Raw genomic sequence first — 24121 nt, 5'->3', positions numbered from 1 at the left:
TCCGCCCTCGCTGCGTTACAACAGACACACCCCCACCTACGTATCGGAGGCAACCCGCTATGACCACCTTCGTGGACCGCGTCGAGCTGCATGTCGCCGCGGGTAACGGAGGCCATGGCTGCGCCTCCGTGCACCGTGAGAAGTTCAAGCCGCTCGGCGGCCCGGACGGCGGCAACGGCGGCCGCGGCGGCGACGTGATCCTGGTCGTCGACCAGTCCGTCACCACGCTGCTGGACTACCACCACAGCCCGCACCGCAAGGCCACCAACGGCAAGCCCGGCGAGGGCGGCAACCGCTCCGGCAAGGACGGCCAGGACCTGGTCCTGGCGGTGCCGGACGGCACCGTCGTGCTCGACCGGCGCGGGAACGTCCTCGCGGACCTCGTCGGCCAGGGCACCACCTTCATCGCCGCCCAGGGCGGCCGCGGCGGCCTCGGCAACGCGGCGCTGGCCTCGGCCCGCCGCAAGGCGCCCGGTTTCGCGCTGCTCGGCGAGCCCGGTGACGTGCAGGACATCGTCCTGGAGCTGAAGACCGTCGCCGACGTGGCGCTCGTCGGCTACCCGAGCGCCGGCAAGTCCTCGCTGATCTCGGTGCTCTCCGCCGCGAAGCCGAAGATCGCCGACTACCCGTTCACCACGCTCGTCCCGAACCTCGGCGTCGTGACGGCCGGCTCGACCGTCTACACCATCGCCGACGTCCCCGGCCTGATCCCCGGTGCCAGCCAGGGCAAGGGGCTGGGCCTGGAGTTCCTGCGGCACGTCGAGCGCTGCTCGGTGCTGGTGCACGTGCTGGACACGGCGACGCTGGAGTCCGAGCGCGACCCGCTGAGCGACCTCGACGTCATCGAGGCGGAGCTCAAGGAGTACGGCGGGCTGGAGAACCGGCCGCGGATCGTCGTCCTCAACAAGGTCGACATCCCCGACGGCCAGGACCTCGCCGACATGATCCGCCCCGACCTGGAGGCCCGCGGCCTGCGCGTCTTCGAGGTGTCGGCCGTCTCCCGGCAGGGCCTGAAGGAGCTGTCCTTCGCGCTCGCCGGCATCGTCGCCGAGGCGCGCGCCGCCAAGCCGAAGGAGGAGGCGACGCGCATCGTCATCCGGCCGAAGGCCGTGGACGACGCCGGCTTCACCGTCACCCTGGAGGACGACGGCATCTACCGCGTGCGCGGCGAGAAGCCCGAGCGGTGGGTGCGGCAGACCGACTTCAACAACGACGAGGCCGTCGGCTACCTGGCCGACCGCCTCAACCGCCTCGGCGTCGAGGAGGAGCTGATGAAGGCCGGTGCCCGCGCGGGCGACGGCGTCGCCATCGGCTCCGAGGAGAACGCGGTCGTCTTCGACTGGGAGCCGACGATGGCCGCCGGCGCGGAGATGCTCGGGCGTCGTGGCGAGGACCACCGGCTGGAGGCGCCGCGGCCTGCCGCGCAGCGGCGGCGGGACAAGCAGGCCGAGCGGGATGAGGCGGAGCAGGAGTATCAGGGGTTCGACCCGTTCGCGTAAGCGGTGCCCTGCGGGGGCGGGTTCGGGGGTTTGTGCCCCTGACCCGCCCCTTCGCCGTTTCCTGGGGCTGCCGCCCCAGACCCCGCTTTTCGCGGCTTCGCCACTCGTCCTCAAACGCCGGACGGGCTGAATATCAGCCCGTCCGGGGGTGCGGGGGCTTGCCCCCGCAAGAAACGGAGAAAGGGCGGGACCGGGGCAACCACACCCCGGTCCCGCCCTCACGCATGTGAGAACCGCGTCAGCGGCCCTGTGCGGGGCTGAACCAGTCGCCCCCACCCTGAGCGGCGGGAGCCGCGTCGTCGTCCGGCAGAGCGGCGCCTGCCGCCTCCCGCTGGCCCGGGATCTCCGAGGCCGCCGCCCGTGCGGCGACCCGCGCCGCGCGCTCGTCGGCCTCGTGGGCCAGATCCAGGGCCGCCTGGTTGAAGCGGACCAGGGACGGCGGGTCGGACGGGCCGAGCAGCTGGACCTTGAGCTGGGCGCGGGCCTCGGCGAGGCGGTCCAGGCGCGGGTCGCGGACGGCGGCGAGCAGGCCGCGGACGCCGGAGCCGTCGGGCGTCAGGATCGTGGCCGCGGTGACGGTCGGGAAGTTCGCGAGGAACTCCTCCTCGCTCATGCCGCTCGTGTTGGCCACCGCGTACGGCTTCTCGCTGATCAGGTAGTCCGAGACGACGCTGGAGACGTCGCTGATCAGCACGTCGGCCTGGTTGAAGCAGCTGAACAGGGCCGGCCGCGGGCCGGTGACGATCTGGTGCTCCCACTCGGGCAGCGAGGCCCAGTACGCCGCCTCCCAGGCGGCCGTGGCGGCCTCGACCGCCGCGGACCGGCCCGGCTCGGGGGCGGTCTGGACGAGCATCCGCTCCGCCTCGTCCACGCTGGGACGGAAGGTGCTGGTGGTGAGCGCCTGGAGTTCGGCGGTCATCCGCTCCAGCTCGGCGGCGGCCTCCGGGCCGGGGCGCGGGCCCTCGCGGCGCTCGTTGGCCTCGCGGATCATGTCCTTGATGCGGCGGTTCGCCTCGCCCGCGCGGGGGTCGACGGAGCCGGTCATCGGGTGCGGCTTGTAGAGCAGCCGGACGGCGGGGTCGGCGAGCAGCTCGCGGACGATGTTCTCGCCGGCCAGCATGACCGAGGTGTTGCCCGGGTTGCCGTCCCAGCCCTCCCAGGTGGGGGCGTACAGGACGGTGGTGAACGGGCGGGTCGGGGCGCCCGTGTACGGCAGGATCGGCGCCAGCTGCGGACGGCCGACCTCGACGACGTCCCGGTCGTCGACGCCGATGTCGGCGAGCTGGTAGCGCTCGCGCGCGGCCGGGCCGGCGACCCAGATCTCGTCGTACGCCTTGGAGTACGGGTTGCAGCTGGAGAGCTTGTCGCTCTCGCCGTGGTTGATGAACGCGTGCTTGATCGACGGCATCCGCAGGACCTGCGAGGTCTTGCCGGAGTTCGACGGGTGCAGCAGCACCTTGAGGGTCGACTGCTCCAGGGCCATCAGGTGGTGGACCTTGGGGATGCAGACGATCGGGATGTCCGTGGCGTCGATCTTCTTCACCATGAAGCGCTCGCGCAGCACGATGATCGGCTTGCCGTCGAGCTGGGCGAGCGTGGAGAGCCACATGTTCGCCTGGTAGGCGGAGCTGGTGCCGCCGGAGAAGTACATGCCCACGGTCGGCCGGTAGTCGGCCAGCCAGCGGTCGAGCCACTCTATGGCCTGCTCGTCGGTGGCGATCCGCTTGGCCGGACGCAGCCAGCTCGCCAGGTACAGCAGCCCGCCGACGGCCAGGGCCAGGGCCAGGCCGACGCCGGCCATGGCCCCCGCGGCCTTGCCGGTGCCCACGGTGACCAGCAGGCCCACCGTCGCCGGGACGGCGAAGCGGACCAGGCGGCGGCCGTGCTGGCGGGCCAGGATGCGCGGCGGGGCGGCGGTCAGGTGCAGACCGGACGCGTCGATGTTGCGGGTCACGAACGGCAGGGTGCGCGAGCGGCGGACCAGGATCGCGACGGCCTGGCAGCCGAGGTGGGCCGCGTAGAAGAGGACGACGCCGACGAAGACCGGCGCGTAGTCGCGCAGCGAGCCGTCGTCGTGCAGCCGCAGCAGCCCCAGCATGATCACCATGTCGCGCAGCAGCTGCCGCACCATGACGTCGAACCGGACCTTGCCGAGCAGGGCGAGCAGACCGGGGTCGCGGTGCTGCAGATAGAGATCGAGCGCGAGGCCCGCCGCCGAGGTGGCGATCAAGAGCGGCACGTTGGGCAGCAGCGCGCCCACGAGCTGGAGTACGAACGACACCAGCATCGCGAGTAGCGCCGCGGCCTGTACGGCTCGGCGGGGGACTGTTCCGGCAGGCACTGGGCGGGCTCCTGGCAGGAGAACTGAGGGATCGGGATGGACCGGGTCGGACACGTCATGGGACAACGGTCTGGACAACGGCCGCAACCGACCGTATGACGGCCGCTGGGCCAGGAGCAATCTTCGGTCACGGCAACCGTCACAAAATAGGGTCGAACGACCACAATCGTCAGGCGGTAGATTGGCCGTTTCCAGCGGAAGACGGCAGGACCGGCGGGCGAGAGCAGAGGTGCGGAGCACGGTGCGGGCAGGGACGGCGGAGGAAACGGCGACCGGAGTGGACGGAGGGATCCGGCCGGAGGTCACCGGCGCCCGCAGGATCGTGGTCAAGGTGGGCTCGTCCTCTCTCACCACCGCGGGCGGGGGACTGGACGCCGACCGGGTTGACGCGCTCGTCGACGTCCTCGCCCGGGTGCTGGACGATTCCGCGGCCGCGAAGGAGATCGTCCTCGTCTCGTCCGGCGCCATCGCCGCCGGACTGGCGCCGCTGGGCCTCGACCGGCGGCCGAAGGACCTGGCCCGCCAGCAGGCGGCCGCCAGCGTCGGCCAGGGGCTCCTGGTCGCCCGCTACACCGCGTCCTTCGCCCGCTACGGCCGCCGCGTCGGGCAGGTGCTGCTGACCACCGACGACACCAGCCGGCGCGCGCACTACCGCAACGCCCGCAGGACCCTGGACCAGCTGCTGGCCATGGGCGCGGTCCCGGTCGTCAACGAGAACGACACGGTGGCCACGGACGAGATCCGGTTCGGCGACAACGACCGGCTCGCCGCCCTCGTCGCCCACCTCGTCCGCGCCGACCTGCTCGTCCTCCTCTCCGACGTGGACGGCCTCTACGACGGCGACCCCAGCACCCCGGGCACCTCGCGGATCGCCGAGGTCGCCGGTCCCGCCGACCTCGAAGGCGTCTCCATCGGCAGCGCCGGCAAGGCCGGCGTCGGCACCGGCGGCATGGTGACCAAGGTCGAGGCCGCCCGGATCGCCGCCGCCGCGGGCATCCCGGTCGTCCTCACCTCCGCCAGCCGCGCCGCCGACGCCCTCCTCGGCCGGCCCACCGGCACCCTCTTCCACCGCACCGGCCGCCGCTCCGCCGACCGGCTGCTGTGGCTGGCCCACGCCTCCACCCCGCGCGGCGCGCTCACGCTGGACGACGGCGCGGTGCGCGCGGTGGTCCGGGGCACCGGCTCGCTGCTGCCGGCGGGCATCGCGGCCGTCGAGGGCGAGTTCAGCGCGGGCGATCCGGTCGAACTGCGGGACGGCGCGGGCCGCGCGGTGGCCCGTGGGCTGGTGGCCTACGACGCGGGGGAGATCCCGCAGCTGCTCGGCCGCTCCACCCGGGACCTGGCCCGCGAGCTCGGGCCCGAGTATGAGCGCGAGGTCGTGCACCGGGACGATCTGGTCGTTCTCCACCCCTGAATTCCGGCGTCTTCCCGACGGCCGGCAGGCGGGCGGAACGGCGGGGCCGGACTCGGCGGGACCGTGGCGGGGACTCGGCGGGGAAATGTACGGCATCCGGGCGCCTGCCGAGGCCCGTCCCGAGGTAAGTCCAGCCTTTCCTCCGGCCTTTCCGGAAAACCACCCCGCGGCCGTCCCCGGGCTGGTCAACTCTTAAGAGCCGGGTCCGTTCCGGCCGGGGACGCCGCGGGCGGGCGGTGCCCCGGACGGGAATCCGGGTACGCGGGAGAACCAGCACGACACGGCTCCGCCGCAGACGCGCACGGGGCCGGCCAGAACAGGGAGGCCGCCGGTGAGACGAGGGCGCCCAGGGGCCCCGCCCCGAGGTGGGGGATCGGTCTCCCGCATCCCGCGCGCCGCGGGGGAGGAGCCCGTCCTGACCAGCGTCGGGGCGTACGGCAGGGGGGAGGACACCGGCACGGACCGCCCGGACGGGTCCGGCACGGGCGGGTCCCGGCTGTGGCACGTCACCCTCAGCGTCTCGGGGGCGGAGGCGCCGCTCGGCGAGGTGCGGCGGGCGCTGGAGCAGCTCGCGCACGACCACCCCTTCCTGCTGACCAGCCGCTACGCCAACGACCACGCCGAGATCCGGTACTGGGAGGAGGCCCGCGACCTGCACGATGCGGCGGCCGTCGCCCTGCGGCTCTGGGGCGAGCACCGCTCGACGGCCCGGCTGCCGCCCTGGGAGATCGTGGGCCTCGAGGTCATCGACCGGGAGACGTACCACCAGCGGGTGGCGGAGGGCTGCGGTCCGCTGCCGGCCGCGCCGGTGGGGGTGCACCCGTTCTGACGGCGCCCGTTCCGACGACGCCGGGCGGCCCCCCCGGCGTCCCGTCGCGCGTCCCGCCCGTCCGTCCGAGGTGTGAACGCTCGGCGCACGCCGGCCGGGCCGCAACTAAGCTGCGTCCCCATGAGCAGCGACACCCTCCCGTCCAGCCCCTCCGGCACTCTCCCCGAGTCCCCCGTGCTCCGTGCCGCGGTCCGCGCCCGTACCGCCGCCGCCGAGCTCGCGCCGCTGCCACGAGCGGCCAAGGACGCGGCGCTGCTCGCCGTCGCGGACGCCCTCGAGGCCCGGTCCGGCGACATCGTCGCCGCCAACGCCGAGGACGTCGCGCGGGCGCGCGCCGCCGGCACCGCCGAGGGCGTCGTCGACCGGCTGACGCTCACCCCCGAGCGCGTCCGGGCCATCGCGGCGGACGTGCGCAGCGTGGCCGGGCTGCCCGACCCGGTCGGCGAGGTGGTGCGCGGCTCCACCCTGCCCAACGGCATCGACCTGCGGCAGGTCAGGGTGCCGCTCGGCGTCGTGGGGATCGTCTACGAGGCGCGGCCGAACGTGACGGTGGACGCCGCCGCGCTCTGCCTGAAGTCCGGCAACGCGGTCCTGCTGCGCGGCTCCTCCTCGGCGTACGCGTCGAACACCGCCCTGGTCGCCGTCGTCCGCGACGCGGTGGCGGGCGCCGGGCTGCCCGCGGACGCCGTGCAGCTGGTGCCGGGGGAGAGCCGGGAGTCCGTGAAGGAGCTGATGCGCGCCCGCGGCCTGGTCGACGTGCTGATCCCGCGCGGCGGCGCCTCGCTGATCCGGACCGTCGTCGAGGAGTCCACGGTCCCGGTGATCGAGACGGGCACCGGCAACTGCCACGTGTACGTGGACGCCGACGCCGACCTCGACACGGCGGTCCGGGTGCTCGTCAACTCCAAGGCGCACCGCGTCAGCGTGTGCAACGCCGCCGAGACCCTCCTCGTCCACCGGGACATCGCCGAGCGCCTGCTCCCGGCCGCGCTGGACGCCCTGGCGGAGGCCGGGGTGACGGTGCACGCCGACGAACGGGTGCGGGCGCTGGCCGGCGGGACGAAGGCGACCGTGGTGCCCGCCACGGAGGAGGACTGGGCGACCGAGTACCTCTCCTACGACATCGCGGCCGCGGTGGTGGACTCGCTGGACGACGCCGTGCGGCACATCCGGCAGTGGTCCTCCGGACACACCGAGGCGATCGTCACCACCTCGCAGCAGGCGGCCCGTAGGTTCACCCAACTGGTGGACTCCACGACGGTCGCGGTGAACGCGTCGACGCGGTTCACCGACGGCGGGCAGTTCGGCTTCGGCGCCGAGATCGGGATCTCCACGCAGAAGCTGCACGCGCGCGGGCCGATGGGGCTGCCGGAGCTCACCTCGACCAAGTACATCGTCACGGGCGACGGGCACGTCCGGGGCTGACCGGGCTGCCGGGGCTGACCTGCGACGGGGGCGGTACGGGGCGGTGGCCGCGCGGTCCGCGGCCGGCTTCCCGGAGGTTCGGCGGCGGCCCTAATTCCCGTACCGCCCGCGCGGATTGACCGTTCCGGGTCTACGCTGGGGGCGTGCCGGACGACGTGGGGGGCAAGCCGTTCCCGGACGGCGAGGAGCCCGACAGCCACCGCCGCGGAGGCGAGGACGAGTTCGCCGCGGTGGTCTTCGACGAGGAGTTCGTGCGGGCCGCCGTGGTGCACGAGCCCAGCGCGGCCGAGCGCGTGCTCGCCGCCCGGGCCCGCTCGGGCGGCGGACCGGGCGAGGACGACGGGTACGAGGGCTACGACGCGTACGAGCGGCGTGCCGACGGGCGGACCCGCCGCCGCACGGGCGGGCCGGGCGCCTGGCGGACGCTCACCCACGACCTGGATCCGGACGACGCGTACGGGCCCTACGGCCGCTACGGCGCCCGCCGGCGGCCCTACCGGGGCCGCCCGCGCTGGTACCGGCCGGTGGCCTGGCTGCTCTGTGTGCTGCTGGGCATCGGCGCGGTGGCCCTGGCGTTCGCTGCCGTCTACCGCGGGGCGTCCTCCGGCGACCGCGATCCCGCGCCGCCGCCCGCCACCACCGGGGTGGACGCGCCCCCGCAGCGGCAGGAGGCCCTGCCGCACGCGGGCCGGCCGGGCGCCGCGGCGGATCCCAGGGCTCCGGTCGCCTCGGCGGCGTCACTGGCGGCGGCCACGGCCCCGGGGGTGCGGCACGGATGACCTCTCCCCGCGCCCGTTCGTCACCCTGCGTGATCATGGCAGGGGTGACCTGCGGTGACGGCACCCGCCCGGAAGCCGTGGTACCGGGTGGCGATTCCGTGGACCCTCGCGGCAAGTTGTCGTGTACCAGCGCGTTTACGGACGGGCCCGGCGACCTACCCTTGAGGTATGGAAGGGCCTGGAGACCCGCCTGAGGGGACGCCCGAGGGTGCCCCGGGAGGTGGTGACGAAGAGTACCGGTCGGTCGTCTTCGACGAATCGTTCGTCCGGGCTGCCCGCCTCCAGGAGTCCTCGGCCCGGGAGCGGCTCGGCGACCACGCCCCCGCCGTGCGCACCCGGCACGTCTGGGCCCGGCTCGGCGCCTCCCGCCAGCTGCTGCTCCTCGTCCTGCTGATCGCGCTGGCCTTCGGCACGGCCGTCTACATGGGGCTGCGCCACCCCTACAAGGACCCCAGGCCGCCGTCCGCCGAGCCGCTGCAGACCACGGTGATACCGCTCGCCCCGCGCGGGACGGTGCCCGGCGGGCCCGCGGCGCGGCTCTTCGCCGGCAGCCCGGCCCAGCGGTTCGAGGAGGGCGCGGAGGGCGTGACCCTGCCGGACGTGCGGCGCACCCAGAACTTCTCCGAGGGGCTGGTGATGGCCGCCCTCGCCACCGCCAAGGAGTACACGGTCAGGTCCGCGTTGGACCGGGAGCTGCTCGGCGGCGGCGACGGCCGGGCCGTGCGCGTGCTGCTCGCCCCCTCGCAGGTGGAGCAGTACGACCGCAGCTTCGAGCGGCCCGCGGCCGACGGACAGCACGCGATCACCGGCTGGGTGGTCCGCTTCGACCCCGCCCAGGTGGCCGTCGACGACGCCCCCGTCCGGGTCGGGGGCGCCTTCTCCCTCACCGAGGCCTCCCCGGCCGCGCTGGAGGTCTCCGCCGACCACACCTTCGTCTACGCCGTCCGTCCGGCGGGCACGGGACCGGCGAAGGCGGGGGCGGCCGCGGACACCTCGCTGTTCACCGTCCGCCGGATCGTCCGCTTCCGCTTCGATCGCGACGACCTCCAGGACCACCATGTGCAGGTGCTGCGGAGCACGGTCGAGGCGGGGCCGGAGTCCTGCGGCGCGGACGACGCGGCGTACCTGCGGCCCGTCCTGGCCGGCCGCACCGCGGACAACAGCCGGCAGCCCCTCACCGACCCCTACGCGACGGGCCGTCCGTCCGTCGGACTGTGCGGCGTGCTGGCGCCGGGACCCCTGGCCCCGGCGGGCGGGCCGGCCCCGCCGGGACGCTGACCGCGCCGCCTGTCTCCCGTTCCCGTCAGCCCTCGTCCCCGCCGTCGCGCGGCTCGTCCCGGGGCTCGTCGCGCGGCCCGTCCTTCGGGTCCCGCGGACCGTCCGTCGCGTCCCGCGGCGTGTCCTTAGGGCCGCCGCCGGAGCGCCCGGTGAAGGTGTCCCGGAGCCGGCTGCCCAGGTCGTTGGCTCCGCCCGCGATGTCCCGGACCAGCCCCATCAGCGGGTCCTTGCTCGACCGCACGGACTCCGCGTAGTGGTTGGCCGACTCGCGGAAGGAGTCCGTTATGGACGCGTCCTTGTCCTCCGCGCGCCGCGGGTAGTGGCCGTCCATCAGCCGCTGGAAGTCCCGGCTCTCCGCCCAGCGCTTGAGCTCGGCCGCCCGCACGGTGGCGAACGGGTGGCTGCGCGGCAGCACGTTCATGATCTTCAGGACGGAATCCCGCAGATCGCCGCCCGCCTCGTACTCGGCGGCCTGGGCGAGGAAGGCGTCCACGTTCATCTCGTGCAGGTGATTGCCGCCCGCCAGCTTCATCAGGCCGCGCAGCGACGCCCGGAGGTCCTGGCCCACCAGCAGCCCGGCCCGGTCCGCCGACAGCTCCGACTTGCGGAACCACTCGCGCAGCGCCGTCACGATCGCCGTGATCGCTATGCCGCCCAGCGGGATCCAGGCCACCTTCAGCGCGAAGTTCGTCAGGAACAGCAGGATCGTGCGGTAGACCGAGTGGCCCGAAAGGGCGTGGCCCACCTCGTGGCCCACGACCGCCCGCATCTCCTCCTCGTCCAGCAGCTCGACCAGGCCCGTCGTCACCACGATGACCGGCTCGTCGAGGCCGACGCACATGGCGTTGGGCTGAGGGTCCTGGGTGACGTACATCGGCGGGACCTTGGGCAGGTCCAGGATGTAGCAGGCGTCCAGGAGCATCGTGTGCAGGTGCGGGAACTGCTGGTCGCTCACCCGCACCGAGTCGGACAGGAACAGCAGTCGCAGGCTGCGCTCCGGCAGCAGGCCGCTGAGGGCCTTGAACACGGTGTCGAAACCGCTGAGCTTGCGCAGCGCGACCAAGGCGGAGCGGTCCGCGGGGTGCTCGTACGCCCGGGACGAGATGTCCGGGAAACGCCTCCGGTCGCGGCCCGGAACGCGCCCCTCCGCGTCCCCCTCCGCGCGTCCGGAGCCGTTCGCGGCGTTGCTGTCACTCATGGCGACCCCCTCAACTGGGCTCGATCGTGGCCCGTCCCCCGGCTGACGGACCCCACCCTAGGCGCTGCCACTGACAGGGCTACCGTGGAGGCATGTCCGCTCTCCAGGGTTTCACCCACCTCGCGGCGTCCCCGGCGTTCACCGGGACGCTGGCCGTCTCCGCCCACGACCAGGGGCCGGGGCCGGTGCTGCGCACGGTCGTCATCGTCGCCCTGATCGGCGTGCCGCTCACCGCCTGGCTGCTGCTCCGCGGGTACCGCAAGAAGGGCTGACGGCGCGGCGCCGGCGCCGCCGCGCGGAGTCGGCGTGAGCCCGACGACCACGTCCGCATACGATGTGGCGGAAGTCTCCAACCGATCGCCTCCGGAGAGGTCCTGCCGACGATGTCCCTCACCTCAGCCCACTCGGCCCTGGTCACGCTCGCTTCCGAGAGCGAGCACGTCGACACCCACGAGAGCCTCAGCCCCTACGTCACCGGCGGCGCCGCGCTCTTCATCCTGCTGCTCCTGCTCTACGTGACCACCCGCTTCAACCGGGACCGCTGACCGGCCGGGGCGCACCTCCCCGCAGGGCCGGTGTTCCGCCGTGCCCAGTAGGGTCTGCACGCATGGAAGAGCAGACAGAGCCCGCGAAGCGGCGGCTCGGCGTCATGGGCGGGACGTTCGATCCGGTCCACCACGGCCACCTGGTCGCCGCGAGTGAGGTCGCCTCGCAGTTCCACCTGGACGAGGTGGTGTTCGTCCCGACCGGCCACCCCTGGCAGAAGAGCCACAAGGCGGTGTCCCCGGCCGAGGACCGCTACCTGATGACGGTCATCGCCACGGCGTCCAACCCGCAGTTCTCGGTGAGCAGGATCGACATCGACCGCGGGGGACCGACGTACACCGTCGACACGCTCCGGGACCTGCGCGCCCTCAACGACGACGCGGACCTGTTCTTCATCACCGGTGCGGACGCGCTCGCGCAGATCCTCACCTGGCACAACACGGACGAGCTGTTCTCCCTCGCCCATTTCATCGGCGTCACGCGCCCCGGGCACATACTGGCCAACCCGGGGCTGCCGGACGACCGGGTCTCGTTCGTCGAGGTGCCGGCCCTCGCGATCTCCTCGTCCGACTGCCGCGCGCGCGTGGCCGAGGGCGAGCCCGTCTGGTATCTGGTGCCGGACGGTGTCGTGCGCTACATCGCCAAGCGCAAGCTGTACCGTCACGACGGCTGACATCCGGCCGAACCGGCTCCAGCGCCATCGAGGGGCACCGTTGAACGACCGCCAGGACCCGTACGCGCACGATCCTCACGCGCATGACCCCCACGCCGGGGATCCGTACGGACAGCAGCCGCAGGTGTACGGCTACGACGCCTACGGCGGCCCGGTCCACCGTCCGGACGATCCGCGGATGGCGTACGACGCCTACGGCAGGCCGCTCGCCGGGTTCGACGCCCCGGTGCAGCAGCAGGGGAGCGGTCAGGACTACGGGCAGGGGTACGGACAGGGGTACGGCGGCTACGACCCGTACGCCGTCGGGGGCCAGGGCGCCGGCGGACAGAGCGTCGGCGGCGGTGGCCAGGGCGGGTACCAGCAGGCGCAGGAGTACCCCGCGTTCCAGCAGCAGCAGGGATACACCCAGTCGCAAGGCCACGTCCAAGTACAGCGGCAGGCCCAGACTCCCGCCGTCGACGACGAGCACCCGCAGGAGTGGATCCCCCGGCAGGCGGACCGCGCCGGACGCGCGGAGTCCCCCGGCGGCGCGGAGGGCGCGGCACCGGCCGGAGCCGTCCCCGAGCCGCGGCAGGCGCCCGACGACGACCCGGCGGAGGCCCCGGGCTACCGCACCGAGCAGTTCTCCTTCGTCGAGGCGCCGGACGAGGACGCCGAGGACGTCATCGACTGGCTGAAGTTCAGCGAGAGCCGCACCGAGCGCCGGGACGAGCGCAAGCGCCGGGGCCGCAACCGCTACGTCGCGCTCGCCGTGGCGTTCGTGCTGGTCCTGGGCGGAGTGCTCGGCTACCTCTTCCTGGCGGGCGGCGACGACAAGGACGGCGGCGCCTCGGCGGGCACCGGGCAGAAGCGCGACGTCATCGTCGTCCACCTGCGGCAGACCAAGGGCGGCGGCAGCTCGACGGTCCTGCTCGTCGACAACGCGACGACGAAGAAGGCCACCGCCGTCCTGCTGCCCAACGCGCTCGCCGTCGCCAAGGAGGGCGGCGGGTCCACGACCCTCGGCAAGTCCGTGCAGGAGGCGGGCACCGGGGGCACCCGTGACGCCCTCAACACCCTGCTCGGTTCGCGGATCAAGGGCAGCTGGCGGCTGGACACCCCGTACCTGGAGAACCTCGTCCAGCTCGTCGGCGGGGTGACGGTGGACGCGGACACGGACGTTCCCGGGGCCAAGCCGGGTGACGACCCGCTGGTGCGGCGGGGCGCCGGGCAGAGCCTCAACGGCCAGGCGGCCGTCGCCTACGCCACCCACCGGGCGCCGGGCGAGGCCCCCGACCGGCAGCTCAGCCGGTTCGGGCAGGTCATGCAGGCCGTCCTGAAGAAGATGTCCACCGACCCCAAGGCCGCGACCACCACGGTCGAGGCGCTGGCGCAGATCCCCGACCCGTCGCTCTCCGTCCCGCAGCTCGGCGCCTCCCTGGCCCAGCTCGCGGCCCGCGCCAAGGCGGGCGCGTACCGCACCACCGTGCTGCCCGTGCGGCAGGACGGCACCCTCGGCGGAGAGGAGGCGGACGGCGTGGTGAAGGAGGTGCTCGGCGGCGCGGTGGGGAGCGCGGGCGCCGGCAGCACGCCCCGGGTCAGCGTGAAGAACGCCACAGGCGGCGCGGCCGGCGCGGGCGCGGCCCGGGTCGCCCTGGTCAACGGCGGCTACACCTACCTCGACGCGGGCACGGCCGCCGCGGCGGGCGCCTCCACCGTCTACTACACGGACGACAAGCGGGCGGCGGACGCCAAGGAGGTCGCCAAGACGCTGGGGCTGCCGGCCGGCGCGGTACGGAAGGGGCAGGCGTCGGACGTCGCGGCCAACGCGGACGTGACCGTGGTGCTCGGCAGGAACTACAAGGGCTGAGCGGCGCCGTGCCGGTGCGGGGAGCGCCGGGAAAGCCCGGGAGGGGCCGCGGCGGGTCGTGAGACCCTTGAGGGCGTACCCGCTCTCTACCGAAAGCATGGCCAGTGACCGCCACGGACCGCTCCGCACAGCTCATTCAGGCCGCCGCCCAGGCTGCCGCCGACAAGCTCGCGCATGACATCGTCGCGTACGACGTCAGCGACGTGCTGTCGATCACCGACGCCTTCCTGCTGGCCTCGGCTCCCAACGACCGCCAGGTCAAGTCGATCGTCGACGAGATCGAGGAGCGGCTGCTCAAGGAGCTGGGCGCCAAGCCGGTCCGGCGCGAGGGCGACCGTGACGCGCGCTGGGTGCTCCTGGACTACATGGACATCGTCGTGCACGTCCAGCACAGCGAGGAGCGCGTCTTCTACGCCCTGGAGCGGCTGTGGAAGGACTGCCCCGAGATGGAGCTGCCCGCCGACGCGGTGGCCACCCGCGGCAAGGCCGCGGAGCACGCCCGCGCCCAGGAGGCCGCCGACGGGCTGGACGGTGAGCTGAGCTGAACGGCAGCAGGGGAGGCGGCCGGGGCCGCCGCGTCGTCCTGTGGCGGCACGGCCAGACGGCCTGGAACGTGGAACGCCGCTTCCAGGGCACCACGGACATCGAGCTGACGGAGACCGGCGTCGCCCAGGCGCGCCGGGCGGCCCGGCTGCTGGCGGCGATGAAGCCCGACGCCGTCGTCGCCTCCGACCTCCGGCGCGCCGCCGGCACCGCCGCCGAGCTGGCGGCGCTCACCGGCCTGGAGATCACCCACCACCCCGGGCTGCGCGAGACGTACGCCGGGTCCTGGCAGGGCCTCACGCACGAGGAGATCAGCGAGCGGTACGGCGAGCAGTACGCGGCCTGGAAGCGCGGGGAGCCCGTGCGGCGGGGCGGCGGCGAGCTGGAGACCGAGGTCGCCGAGCGGGCGGCCCCCGTCGTCCTGGCCCATGCCGATCGGCTGCCGGACGGCGGCACGCTCGTCGTCGTCAGCCACGGCGGCACCATCCGCACCACCATCGGGCGGCTGCTCGGGCTGGACCCGCTCTCCTGGGAGGCGCTGGGCGGGCTCAGCAACTGCTGCTGGTCCGTCCTCGGCGAGGGCGCGCGCGGCTGGCGGCTGCTGGAGCACAACGCGGGCACCCTGCCGGAGCCGGTCCTCGGCGACGACGACTGAGCCCTCCCGGAGCCCCTCGTTCCGTGGGGCGGGCCCGCCACCGGGCCCGATTTCCCATTCGGGCAGGTGGCAGGCTAAAGTTCTTCTTGTTCGCGGGGAACGCGGGGGAAAACCTCCGGGGGAGCCGAGAACAGCGGGGCTATAGCTCAGTTGGTAGAGCGCCTGCATGGCATGCAGGAGGTCAGGAGTTCAATTCTCCTTAGCTCCACAGAAAAGGGATCCCGTCCGGTCGGCACGACCGGGCGGGATCTTCGCTTTCCGCCCCGCCGGGCCCGCGGTCACCGCACCCCCTGCGGCTCCTTCTCCGCCAGCCGGCCCCGTATCTCCGACAGCCGCATGCCGTGCTCCGGGCAGCCCACCAGCGGGTCCTCCAGGGCGGCCAGCGCGGCCAGGAGGCGGGCGGTCTCCGCGTCCTCCGGGGTGTAGACCACCACGCGCGTCTCGGGCGCCTCGGCCAGCGCGAGCGAGGTGGAGACCAGCCGGAGCTCGCCCACCGAGGCGTGCCGCATGACCTTGGTGCGACGGCCCGGCGGGATGACGTCCCCGGCCTCCCACAGCCGGCGGAACTCCTCGCTGGACGTGGTGAGCAGGCGCAGGAACTCCTCCCACGCCGGCTCGCCGACGTGCCGCCCGTACGCCCCGCGGAACGTGGCCACCAGCAGCGGCAGTTCCGCCTCCCGGTCGACGACCGGGCTGCAGCATTCGGGCCGGGCGAACAGCTGCCAGAGGACGTTGGCCTTCCAGTCGGCCGTCAGGTACACCAGCGGGAAGAGGGCGCGGTAGGACGCGTTGGTGGCCAGCACGTCGTAGCGGGCGTTGTAGACGACGGCCGGGTTCGGGCCGAGGGCGTCCACGACCGCCTGCACCGCCGGGCCGACCGCGTCCGCGTCGGCCACCCGCCGCGGCGCGTACGGGACTTCGGCCAGCTGGTAGAGGTGCTCGCGCTCGTTCTCGTCCAGGCGCAGCGTCCGGGCGATGGCGTCCAGCACCTGCACGCTGGCGTTGATGGGGCGGCCCTGTTCCAGCCAGGTGTACCAGGTGATGCCGACCCCGGAGAGCTGCGCCACCTCCTCGCGCCGGAGGCCGGGGGTGCGCCGGCGCAGGCCCTCGGGGATGCCCACGTCGGTCGGTCTCACCCTCGCCCGCCGACCGCGCAGGAAGGCGGCCAGCTCCGTTCGCCTGCGTCCGTTCAGCGTCGCCATCGTCGTCACGTCCCCCATGGTCATCGCGGCGCGGGAATGCCGCCAGGTGCCGCTGGTAATAGGTGTGGCGGGCTCTCGCCACCCGTACCCGTCCGAACACAGCCTGTAGGGCATGTCCACGATTCCGTCCCCCCGAACGACGTCCGTTCCCGGCCCCGGTGAAGTGCCGGGTTCCAGTGAAGCGGACCCCACTGACAACGGCGCCGGTGCCCGTAGGCCCGGCAGGCCCGTGCGGCCCGGCTGGCTGCTGCTGATCGTGCTGCTCGGCCAGTTCATGGCGATCCTCGACTCGTTCGTGGTCAACGTCGCCACCGCGACCATCCGGACGGAGCTGCACGCGTCCGGTTCCGGGCTGCAACTGGTCGTCGCCGGCTACACGATCAGCTATGCGGTGCTGCTGATCACGGGCGCCCGGCTCGGCGCCCGCCACGGCCACCGGCGGGTCTTCCTCGCCGGACTCGCCCTGTTCACCCTGGCCTCGCTGTGCTGCGGACTGGCCGACGGCACCGGGGCGCTGATCGCCTTCCGGTTCGTCCAGGGCGCCGGCGCGGCCGTGATGCTGCCGCAGGTGCTGAGCCTGATCCAGCGCACCTACGACGGCCCCGCGCGGGCCCGGGCGCTCGGCCTCTTCTCGGCCGTGATCGCCTCCGGCGCCGCGATCGGGATGATCGTCGGCGGCCTGCTGATCGGCGCGGACCTGTTCGGCTGGAGCTGGCGGCCGGTCTTCCTGGTCAACGTGCCGATCGGGCTGCTGCTCCTCCTCCTGGGCGTCCGACTGATGCCCCGCGACGAGCCGCGCGCCGGAGAGCGCGCGCGGGGGCTCGACCTGCCGGGCCTGGTGCTGCTCGCGGCGGCCGTCATGTGCTTCACGGTGCCGATGGTGCTGGGCGAGGAGCAGGACTGGCCGCTGTGGACCTGGCTGTCGTTCGCGCTCTGCGCCGTGCTCGCGGCGGCCTTCGCCGGGTACGAGGCGCGGCTGGCCCGCCGTGGCGGGGCGCCGCTGATCGCCCCCGTGGTGCTGCGGGCGCCGGGTGTGCCGCAGGCGGTGGCGCGGCTCGGGCTCACCATGGCGATGAACGCCGGCGTCCTCCTGTCGCTCTCCCTGCACCTGCAGAGCGGGCTCGGCTTCGGGCCGCTGCGCACCGGGCTGACCTTCCTGCCCACGGCGGTGGCCTTCGGCGGCGTCGGTCTCAACTGGCGCAGGCTCCCCGAGCGTTGGCACGGTGCCCTGCCCACGGCCGGGCTGCTGCTGGCGGCGGTCTCCTTCGCGGGCACCGGGCTGGTCCTGCGCGACGGCGGCGACGGCGGCCTGTGGCTGTACCTGGTGCTGCTCGGCGGCGGTGGCGGGCTCGGCCTGGCCTTCAGCCCGACGCTCGGCCGTACGCTGGCCGGGGTGCGGCCGGAGCACGCCGCCGACGCCAGCGGACTGCTCACCACCACCAGCCAGCTCGGCCTGCTCACCGGGGTGGCCGTCTACGGTGCCGTCTACCTCGCCGAGGCCGGCGGAGGGACGGCGGCCTCCTCGGCGCACGGGGTGTGGGTCACCTCGCTGGCGCTGGCGGGCACGGCGGTGGCCGCGGTGGGGACGGCCCTGCTGCGTCGGCGGCGCTGACCCGGCGCCCGTCCCGTGGCAGAATCGGACGGCCGGGCGCGGACGGGTGAAGGGGAGGGAAGCTGACATGCCGGGGTGCGTGTTCGCGACGACCGACGCCCTTCCCGGAGTGCCCGCCGTTCCCGGAGCTTCCGGGTTTTCCGGGATTCCCGGATCTCCCGGAGTGACCGCCCTCCAATGCCCGGCTTGTGGATCCGCTCAGGTGGCCCAGGTGCTCGGCGACAACGGCGGTGTTTCGTACGTCCGCACGGCCTGCGGCCACAGCTGGAGCTGAGTGAATGGGTGCACACAGCCGGAAATGCGACTGGTGCGGCAGCGGGACGCCCATCGTTCGCGACATGGAACCGATCAACGCCGACTACCAGTACTGGTGCGTCGAGTGCGCACGGGCGCTGATCATAAAAGGCGACCCCATCGAGACCTACCGCGAGCTCGAGGGGGAACCGATCTACGGGCGGCTGCTCGACGAGCACTGCGCGCTGAAGCGGTTCTACTCGTTCGCGACCGCGTGAGGACCCCGAACCCTCGGGCAAATCGGGCGAAACCGACCAGGGGAACCACCGATTTGGCAGATGGCAGGGGGGTCCGTGTAATGTAGTCGATGTCGCCAGGGGGAACCGGCCGGAAACGGCGGGAAAGCCCGGGCGGCGGACAAGAGAACAAGGGGCTATAGCTCAGTTGGTAGAGCGCCTGCATGGCATGCAGGAGGTCAGGAGTTCAATTCTCCTTAGCTCCACAGAAGATGAGCGGGTCGTCCGAAAGGGCGGCCCGCTTTTCGTTGTGCGGTCCCCTTCTTGCGATCACTCTTTCCGGGGCTCGCGCGCTTCTTGCATGTTCATGACCCTTCCTTGCCCGCTTGTTGGCGAACACATGTCCCCTGCATGAACCGTTCGCCGAAAGAGTGACGTGCCGTGTGCGCGCCGCTTCCGACGCGGCCGTCACACATGACCACACGCGACTCATCGCATCGCAGGGGGTTTTATGAGATCTCGCCGTTCTCGTCACTCCGGAGCCCGCGCGGGCCTGGCCCTGGCCGCCGCGCTGCCCTTGGTGACCGGAGTGCTGGCGCTCGGCGCGCCCACCGCCGGCGCCGACAGCGGACCGCCCGCCCGGCAGTCGCTGGCCGGCACCAAGCCCGGGTGGGCCACGGTCGCCGCCGACCGGGGCGCCACCTCGGCGAAGAAGGCCGTCACCGCCCGCGTCTACCTCGCCGGCCGGGACGCCAAGGGGCTCGCCGCCTACGCCCGGGCCGTCTCCGACCCCCGGTCCGCCTCCTACGGCAAGTACCTGACGGCAGGCCAGGCGAAGGATCGTTTCGGCCCGACCAGGGGGCAGATAGCCGAGGTCACCGGATGGCTGCAGTCCGCGGGCCTCAAGGTGACCGGCACCAACGAGCACTACGTCACCGTCACCGGTGACGCCGCGGCGGTGCAGAAGGCGTTCGGCACCCGGCTGCACGACTACGTCAAGGACGGCCGGACGTATCACGCGCCGTCCTCGACCGCCTCCGTCCCCGCCTCCCTGCACGGCGCGGTCCTCACCGTCGTCGGCCTCAACGACGCCCCGCGGCGCGCCCACCGGGACGAGTCCCTGCCCGGACCGAGCGCCGCGTTCGTCAACGCCGGTCCGTTCTCGACGTACTACGGCTCGAACGTGAACAAGAGCCTGCCGTCGGCCTACGGCGGCCACGCCCCGTACGCGATCAAGGGCTACACCGGCAAGCAGCTGCGGGCCGCGTACGGCGCCAAGAACTTCACCGGCAAGGGCGTCACGGTCGCGATCACCGACGCGTACGCCTCGCCGACGATCGCCAAGGACATCGAGCAGTACGCGAAGCGCAACGGCGACAAGGCGTACCGCAAGGGCCAGTTCTCGCAGGTGCTGCCCGCCGACTGGAAGCACGGCTCGCCCGAGGAGTGCGACGCGGCCGGCTGGTACGGCGAGGAGACCCTCGACATCGAGGCCGTGCACGCGGTGGCCCCCGAGTCGGACATCGTCTACGTGGCCGGGGCCTCCTGCCAGGACGACGACCTGATCGACTCGCTGCACAAGATCGTCGACAACCGGCTGGCCGACATCGTCTCCAACTCCTGGAGCGACATCGAGACCCACGAGACGCCGGACATCGCCACCGCCTACGACCACGTCTTCCAGCAGGGCGCCGTGGAGGGCATCGGCTTCTACTTCTCGTCCGGCGACGACGGCGACAACAGCCACAAGCACGGCGAGAAGACGGTCGACACCCCGGCCAACTCGCCGTGGGTGACCTCCGTCGGCGGCACCTCGCTGGCCGTCGGCAAGGGCGACCACTACCTGTGGGAGACCGGCTGGGGCACCCACAAGGCGCCGCTGTCGAAGGACGGGCGCACCTGGAGCGGCTTCCCGGGCGAGTTCACCGGCGGGGCCGGCGGCGGCACCAGCAAGATCTTCGAGCAGCCGTACTACCAGCGCGGCGTGGTCCCCGACGCGCTCGCCAAGGCCGACGGCGCGGCCAAGCCGATGCGCGTCGGACCGGACATCGCGGCGGTCGCCGACTCCACCACCGGCTTCCTGGTCGGCCAGACGCAGACCTTCCCGGACAAGTCCGTGAAGTACGGCGAGTACCGCATCGGCGGCACCTCGCTCGCCGCCCCGGTGATCGCCGGCGTGCAGGCGCTGGCCCAGCAGGCCCGGCACGGCGTGCCGATCGGCTTCGCCAACCCCGGCATCTACGACCGCTACGGCACCGCCGCGTACCACGACGTCACCGACCACCCGCTCGGCAAGGGCCAGGGCATCGGCAACGTCCGCGTCGACTTCAACAACGGTGTCGACGCCAAGGGCGGCACCACGGTGTCGCTGCGCAGCCTGGGCGACGACGGCTCGCTCTCGGCGACCGTCGGCTACGACGACGTGACCGGCGTCGGTTCGCCGGGACGTGACTACGTCACGTCGTACGTGCCCGGACACCGGCGCTGAGCGCGGGGCCGGACGCCGTCGCTCCCGCGGGGGCGGTGTCCGGCCCGTCCGAGGCCCGCTGAGGCCGCCGGGGCCCGCCGCACCGGCCCCGGGCTCGGTGCGGGCCTCGGGGCCCCTGCGGTAACCTGGCCCCATGCGTGCCGTACGCCTCCTGCTTAGCGAGCCGCGCTGATCAATCCCGACCGGTCAGGTCGGCATCGGCGCGGCGTCCCCTCCTGTGCGAGGGGATTTTTCGTTTCCGGACCCGTAGGGGACCCGGGGACCGCGACGCGACCGCAGGCAGAGACGACGATCGATGGAGCTTTGAGGACGATGAGCGAGACCACTACCGCCGCCGAGGTGGCTGCCCCGCACCGCTACACGGCCGCGCTGGCCGCCGACATCGAGGCACGCTGGCAGGACTTCTGGGACGCGAACGGGACGTACGAGGCGCCCAACCCGGACGGCGAGCTGGCCGGTGACGCCGAGGTCGTGGCCCGGCCGCGCAAGTTCATCATGGACATGTTCCCGTACCCCTCGGGCGCGGGCCTGCACGTCGGCCACCCGCTGGGCTACATCGCCACGGACGTCACCGCCCGGTACCACCGGATGACCGGCCACAACGTCCTGCACACCCTGGGCTTCGACGCCTTCGGCCTGCCCGCCGAGCAGTACGCGGTGCAGACCGGCACCCACCCGCGGGTGTCCACCGAGGCCAACATGGAGAACATGAAGGCGCAGCTGCGCCGCCTGGGCCTGGGCCACGACAAGCGGCGGTCGTTCGCGACGATCGACCCCGAGTACTACAAGTGGACGCAGTGGATCTTCCTGCAGATCTTCAACTCGTGGTTCGACGAGGACGCGAAGAAGGCCCGGCCGATCGCCGAGCTGGTGGCGCAGTTCGAGAGCGGGGAGCGCTCTCTGACGGATGGGCGCTCGTGGAGTGAGCTGAGCGCCGTCGAGCGCGCCGACGTGCTGGGCGAGTACCGCCTGGCGTACGCCTCCGACGCGCCGGTCAACTGGTGCCCGGGTCTGGGCACCGTGCTGGCCAACGAGGAGGTCACCGCCGACGGCCGTTCCGAGCGCGGCAACTTCCCGGTCTTCAAGTCCAAGCTGCGCCAGTGGAACATGCGCATCACCGCCTACGGCGACCGGCTGCTGGACGACCTGGACGCGCTGGACTGGCCCGAGGCCATCAAGCTGCAGCAGCGCAACTGGATCGGCCGCAGCGAGGGCGCGCACGTCGACTTCGCGATCGACGGCCGTCCGGGGGCGAAGGCCACCGTCTTCACCACCCGGCACGACACCCTGTTCGGCGCCACCTACCTGGTGCTGGCGCCCGAGCACCCGCTGGTCACCGAGGACTCCGTCGTTCCGGCGAGCTGGCCCGAGGGCACCCATGAGGACTGGACCGGCGGGCACGCCACCCCGGCCGAGGCCGTCGCCGCGTACCGCAAGGAGGCCGCCGCCAAGTCGGACGTCGAGCGGCAGGCCGACGCCAAGGAGAAGACCGGCGTCTTCACCGGCGCGTACGCCGTCAACCCGGCGACCGGCGACCGGATCCCCGTCTTCGTCGCCGACTACGTCCTGATGGGCTACGGCACGGGCGCCATCATGGCCGTCCCCGCGCACGACAGCCGCGACTTCGCCTTCGCCCGCGCCTTCGACCTGCCCATGCGCTGCGTCGTCAAGCCGTCGGACGACCGGGGCACCGACCCGGCGGAGTGGGCGGACTCCTTCGACTCCAAGGAAGCCGAGATCATCAACTCGGCCGGCCCCGAGATCTCCCTGGACGGGCTGGTCGTGCCCGAGGCCAAGGCCCGCGTGGCCGCCTGGCTGACCGAGCGGGGCATCGGCGAGGGCACCGTCAACTTCCGGCTGCGCGACTGGCTGTTCAGCCGCCAGCGCTACTGGGGCGAGCCCTTCCCGATCGTCTACGACGAGGACGGCGTCGCCCACGCGCTGCCCGAGTCGATGCTGCCGCTGGAGCTGCCCGAGGTCGAGGACTACGCGCCGCGCACCTTCGAGCCGAACGACGCGGACACCGAGCCGGAGACCCCGCTGTCCCGCAACGCGGACTGGGTCAACGTCGAGCTGGACCTGGGCGACGGTGTGAAGCCCTACCGGCGCGAGACCAACACCATGCCCAACTGGGCCGGTTCCTGCTGGTACGAGCTGCGCTACCTGGACCCGCACAACGACGAGCGGCTGGTCTCGCCCGAGGCCGAGCGCTACTGGATGGGCCCGCGCGAGGACAAGCCGCACGGCGGCGTCGACCTGTACGTCGGCGGCGCCGAGCACGCCGTGCTGCACCTGCTGTACGCGCGCTTCTGGTCCAAGGTGCTGTTCGACCTGGGGCACGTCTCCTCGGCCGAGCCGTTCCACAAGCTGTTCAACCAGGGCATGATCCAGGCGTACGTCTACCGCGACGCCCGCGGCATCGCCGTGCCGGCCGCCGAGGTCGAGGAGCGCGACGGCGCCTACTGGTACCAGGGCGAGAAGGTCTCCCGGCTGCTGGGCAAGATGGGCAAGTCCCTGAAGAACGCCGTCACGCCGGACGAGATCTGCTCCGAGTACGGCGCCGACACCCTGCGCCTGTACGAGATGGCGATGGGCCCCCTGGACGTCTCCCGCCCCTGGGACACCCGCGCCGTCGTCGGCCAGTACCGGCTGCTGCAGCGCCTGTGGCGGAACGTCGTCGACGAGAACACCGGCGAGGTCACCGTCGTCGACGCCGAGCCGGACGAGGCGACGCTGCGCGTCCTGCACAAGACGATCGACGGTGTCGGCCAGGACATGGCCAACCTGCGCTTCAACACCGCCATCGCCAAGATCACCGAGCTGAACAACCACGTCACCAAGCTGACCGAGGTGCCGCGCTCGGTCGCGGAGCGGCTGGTGCTGCTGGTCGCGCCGCTGGCCCCGCACATCGCGGAGGAGCTGTGGCGCCGGCTGGGCCACGCCGAGTCCGTCGTGCACCGGGACTTCCCGGTGGCCGACCCCGCGTACCTGGTCGACGAGGCCGTGACCTGCGTCGTCCAGATCAAGGGCAAGGTCAAGGCGCGGCTGGAGGTCGCCCCGTCGATCTCCGAGGAGGAGCTGGAGCGGGTGGCGCTGGCCGAGCCCGCGGTGGTCGCGGCGCTGGGCGGGGCGGGCGTCCGCAAGGTGATCGTGCGGGCGCCGAAGCTGGTGAACATCGTTCCGGCGTGACGTCGGTGGCTTCGGTGGTGTCCCGGGTGTGACGTCCGGGGCTCGGGGGTTTCCCCTACGGGCAGGTTGGGGGTTCCGATGGAACCCACGGCCTGCCCGTGCCGTTTACCGTGGAGAGGTGCCTCAAGAAC

The 24121-nt window shown here is 72.9% G+C and carries 20 protein-coding genes and 2 tRNA genes; 19 read left to right on the top strand and 3 right to left on the bottom strand.

Annotated features, from left to right (window positions below; all coding sequences use genetic code 11):
* Positions 1-59: 59 nt before the first annotated feature.
* A complete protein-coding gene (gene obgE / locus ACH4PU_RS23290) occupies positions 60-1499 on the top strand; it encodes a GTPase ObgE (RefSeq protein WP_185946241.1) in 1440 nt (479 codons plus the stop codon).
* 238 nt (positions 1500-1737) lie between these two features.
* On the opposite strand, the gene ACH4PU_RS23285 is transcribed toward obgE, so the two are convergent.
* Positions 1738-3786, bottom strand: coding sequence for a hypothetical protein (locus ACH4PU_RS23285; RefSeq protein WP_398275305.1), 2049 nt, complete (start codon positions 3784-3786; stop codon positions 1738-1740).
* Between the two features lie 331 nt (positions 3787-4117).
* Between ACH4PU_RS23285 and proB the strand changes: the two genes are divergently transcribed.
* The 5 genes from proB (at position 4118) to ACH4PU_RS23260 (ending at position 9565) form a co-directional block, all read left to right on the top strand.
* The gene (gene proB / locus ACH4PU_RS23280; RefSeq protein WP_398275195.1) at positions 4118-5254 is read left to right on the top strand and encodes a glutamate 5-kinase; all 1137 of its coding nucleotides are present in this window, start codon (positions 4118-4120) and stop codon (positions 5252-5254) included.
* A gap of 331 nt (positions 5255-5585) precedes the next feature.
* Positions 5586-6083: a hypothetical protein gene (locus ACH4PU_RS23275; RefSeq protein WP_398275192.1), complete on the top strand. Its 498-nt coding sequence runs from the start codon at positions 5586-5588 to the stop codon at positions 6081-6083.
* Between the two features lie 120 nt (positions 6084-6203).
* Complete coding sequence (locus ACH4PU_RS23270; protein ID WP_398275189.1) at positions 6204-7508, top strand: glutamate-5-semialdehyde dehydrogenase; 1305 nt, start codon at positions 6204-6206, stop codon at positions 7506-7508.
* Positions 7509-7651: 143 nt separating this feature from the next.
* Positions 7652-8287: a hypothetical protein gene (locus tag ACH4PU_RS23265; RefSeq protein WP_398275187.1), complete on the top strand. Its 636-nt coding sequence runs from the start codon at positions 7652-7654 to the stop codon at positions 8285-8287.
* A 168-nt stretch (positions 8288-8455) separates the two neighbouring features.
* The gene (locus ACH4PU_RS23260; protein ID WP_398275184.1) at positions 8456-9565 is read left to right on the top strand and encodes a hypothetical protein; all 1110 of its coding nucleotides are present in this window, start codon (positions 8456-8458) and stop codon (positions 9563-9565) included.
* A gap of 25 nt (positions 9566-9590) precedes the next feature.
* Here the strand turns inward: ACH4PU_RS23260 and ACH4PU_RS23255 are convergent, their stop codons facing one another.
* Positions 9591-10763: a M48 family metallopeptidase gene (locus tag ACH4PU_RS23255; RefSeq protein ID WP_398275181.1), complete on the bottom strand. Its 1173-nt coding sequence runs from the start codon at positions 10761-10763 to the stop codon at positions 9591-9593.
* Between the two features lie 92 nt (positions 10764-10855).
* Between ACH4PU_RS23255 and ACH4PU_RS23250 the strand changes: the two genes are divergently transcribed.
* The 7 genes from ACH4PU_RS23250 to ACH4PU_RS23220 all read left to right on the top strand — a co-directional run bounded on the left by ACH4PU_RS23250 (position 10856) and on the right by ACH4PU_RS23220 (position 15237).
* On the top strand, positions 10856-11035 hold the full coding sequence (locus ACH4PU_RS23250; RefSeq protein WP_185945374.1) for a hypothetical protein: 180 nt from the start codon (positions 10856-10858) through the stop codon (positions 11033-11035).
* 111 nt (positions 11036-11146) lie between these two features.
* On the top strand, positions 11147-11308 hold the full coding sequence (locus ACH4PU_RS23245) for a hypothetical protein (RefSeq protein WP_185945373.1): 162 nt from the start codon (positions 11147-11149) through the stop codon (positions 11306-11308).
* A 62-nt stretch (positions 11309-11370) separates the two neighbouring features.
* Complete coding sequence (gene nadD, locus ACH4PU_RS23240) at positions 11371-11982, top strand: nicotinate-nucleotide adenylyltransferase (RefSeq protein WP_040889678.1); 612 nt, start codon at positions 11371-11373, stop codon at positions 11980-11982.
* A gap of 40 nt (positions 11983-12022) precedes the next feature.
* Complete coding sequence (locus tag ACH4PU_RS23235; RefSeq protein WP_398275176.1) at positions 12023-13831, top strand: LCP family protein; 1809 nt, start codon at positions 12023-12025, stop codon at positions 13829-13831.
* A gap of 104 nt (positions 13832-13935) precedes the next feature.
* Positions 13936-14376: a ribosome silencing factor gene (gene rsfS, locus ACH4PU_RS23230; RefSeq protein ID WP_398275173.1), complete on the top strand. Its 441-nt coding sequence runs from the start codon at positions 13936-13938 to the stop codon at positions 14374-14376.
* Entirely contained in the window at positions 14373-15029 is a 657-nt protein-coding gene (locus ACH4PU_RS23225) for a histidine phosphatase family protein (protein ID WP_398275302.1), read from the top strand. Before rsfS ends, ACH4PU_RS23225 begins: the two co-directional genes overlap by 4 nt.
* 135 nt (positions 15030-15164) lie before the next feature.
* Positions 15165-15237 (top strand) — tRNA-Ala (locus ACH4PU_RS23220).
* Between the two features lie 70 nt (positions 15238-15307).
* Here the strand turns inward: ACH4PU_RS23220 and ACH4PU_RS23215 are convergent.
* Positions 15308-16249, bottom strand: coding sequence for a helix-turn-helix transcriptional regulator (locus ACH4PU_RS23215; RefSeq protein WP_398275299.1), 942 nt, complete (start codon positions 16247-16249; stop codon positions 15308-15310).
* A 94-nt stretch (positions 16250-16343) separates the two neighbouring features.
* Between ACH4PU_RS23215 and ACH4PU_RS23210 the strand changes: the two genes are divergently transcribed.
* The 6 genes from ACH4PU_RS23210 (at position 16344) to leuS (ending at position 23990) form a co-directional block, all read left to right on the top strand.
* Positions 16344-17843 (top strand): MFS transporter, encoded by a 1500-nt coding sequence (locus ACH4PU_RS23210; RefSeq protein WP_398275170.1) that lies wholly within the window; start codon positions 16344-16346, stop codon positions 17841-17843.
* Positions 17844-17910: 67 nt separating this feature from the next.
* Positions 17911-18117 (top strand): hypothetical protein, encoded by a 207-nt coding sequence (locus ACH4PU_RS23205; protein WP_398275167.1) that lies wholly within the window; start codon positions 17911-17913, stop codon positions 18115-18117.
* A 4-nt stretch (positions 18118-18121) separates the two neighbouring features.
* Entirely contained in the window at positions 18122-18355 is a 234-nt protein-coding gene (locus ACH4PU_RS23200; RefSeq protein WP_004944425.1) for a hypothetical protein, read from the top strand.
* A gap of 151 nt (positions 18356-18506) precedes the next feature.
* Positions 18507-18579 (top strand) — tRNA-Ala (locus tag ACH4PU_RS23195).
* 245 nt (positions 18580-18824) lie between these two features.
* Complete coding sequence (locus ACH4PU_RS23190; protein ID WP_398275162.1) at positions 18825-20801, top strand: protease pro-enzyme activation domain-containing protein; 1977 nt, start codon at positions 18825-18827, stop codon at positions 20799-20801.
* Between the two features lie 312 nt (positions 20802-21113).
* A complete protein-coding gene (gene leuS, locus ACH4PU_RS23185; protein WP_398275160.1) occupies positions 21114-23990 on the top strand; it encodes a leucine--tRNA ligase in 2877 nt (958 codons plus the stop codon).
* The last annotated feature ends 131 nt before the right edge of the window (positions 23991-24121 follow it).

Source organism: Streptomyces sp. NPDC021100 (assembly GCF_044333095.1).
GTDB lineage: Bacteria > Actinomycetota > Actinomycetes > Streptomycetales > Streptomycetaceae > Streptomyces.
Note: the sequence above shows the minus strand (reverse complement) of the source record. Positions and strands in the feature narration are given on the sequence as shown.

What these genes read in the sequence shown, in the direction of transcription:
- obgE (WP_185946241.1), top strand. Translation starts at nt 60, where the DNA reads ATGACCACCTTCGTGGACCGCGTCGAGCTGCATGTCGCCGCGGGTAAC.
- ACH4PU_RS23285 (WP_398275305.1), bottom strand. Translation starts at nt 3,786, where the DNA reads ATGCTGGTGTCGTTCGTACTCCAGCTCGTGGGCGCGCTGCTGCCCAAC.
- ACH4PU_RS23270 (WP_398275189.1), top strand. Translation starts at nt 6,204, where the DNA reads ATGAGCAGCGACACCCTCCCGTCCAGCCCCTCCGGCACTCTCCCCGAG.
- ACH4PU_RS23260 (WP_398275184.1), top strand. Translation starts at nt 8,456, where the DNA reads ATGGAAGGGCCTGGAGACCCGCCTGAGGGGACGCCCGAGGGTGCCCCG.
- ACH4PU_RS23255 (WP_398275181.1), bottom strand. Translation starts at nt 10,763, where the DNA reads ATGAGTGACAGCAACGCCGCGAACGGCTCCGGACGCGCGGAGGGGGAC.
- ACH4PU_RS23250 (WP_185945374.1), top strand. Translation starts at nt 10,856, where the DNA reads ATGTCCGCTCTCCAGGGTTTCACCCACCTCGCGGCGTCCCCGGCGTTC.
- ACH4PU_RS23245 (WP_185945373.1), top strand. Translation starts at nt 11,147, where the DNA reads ATGTCCCTCACCTCAGCCCACTCGGCCCTGGTCACGCTCGCTTCCGAG.
- nadD (WP_040889678.1), top strand. Translation starts at nt 11,371, where the DNA reads ATGGAAGAGCAGACAGAGCCCGCGAAGCGGCGGCTCGGCGTCATGGGC.
- ACH4PU_RS23215 (WP_398275299.1), bottom strand. Translation starts at nt 16,249, where the DNA reads ATGGGGGACGTGACGACGATGGCGACGCTGAACGGACGCAGGCGAACG.
- ACH4PU_RS23210 (WP_398275170.1), top strand. Translation starts at nt 16,344, where the DNA reads ATGTCCACGATTCCGTCCCCCCGAACGACGTCCGTTCCCGGCCCCGGT.
- ACH4PU_RS23205 (WP_398275167.1), top strand. Translation starts at nt 17,911, where the DNA reads ATGCCGGGGTGCGTGTTCGCGACGACCGACGCCCTTCCCGGAGTGCCC.
- ACH4PU_RS23200 (WP_004944425.1), top strand. Translation starts at nt 18,122, where the DNA reads ATGGGTGCACACAGCCGGAAATGCGACTGGTGCGGCAGCGGGACGCCC.
- ACH4PU_RS23190 (WP_398275162.1), top strand. Translation starts at nt 18,825, where the DNA reads ATGAGATCTCGCCGTTCTCGTCACTCCGGAGCCCGCGCGGGCCTGGCC.
- leuS (WP_398275160.1), top strand. Translation starts at nt 21,114, where the DNA reads ATGAGCGAGACCACTACCGCCGCCGAGGTGGCTGCCCCGCACCGCTAC.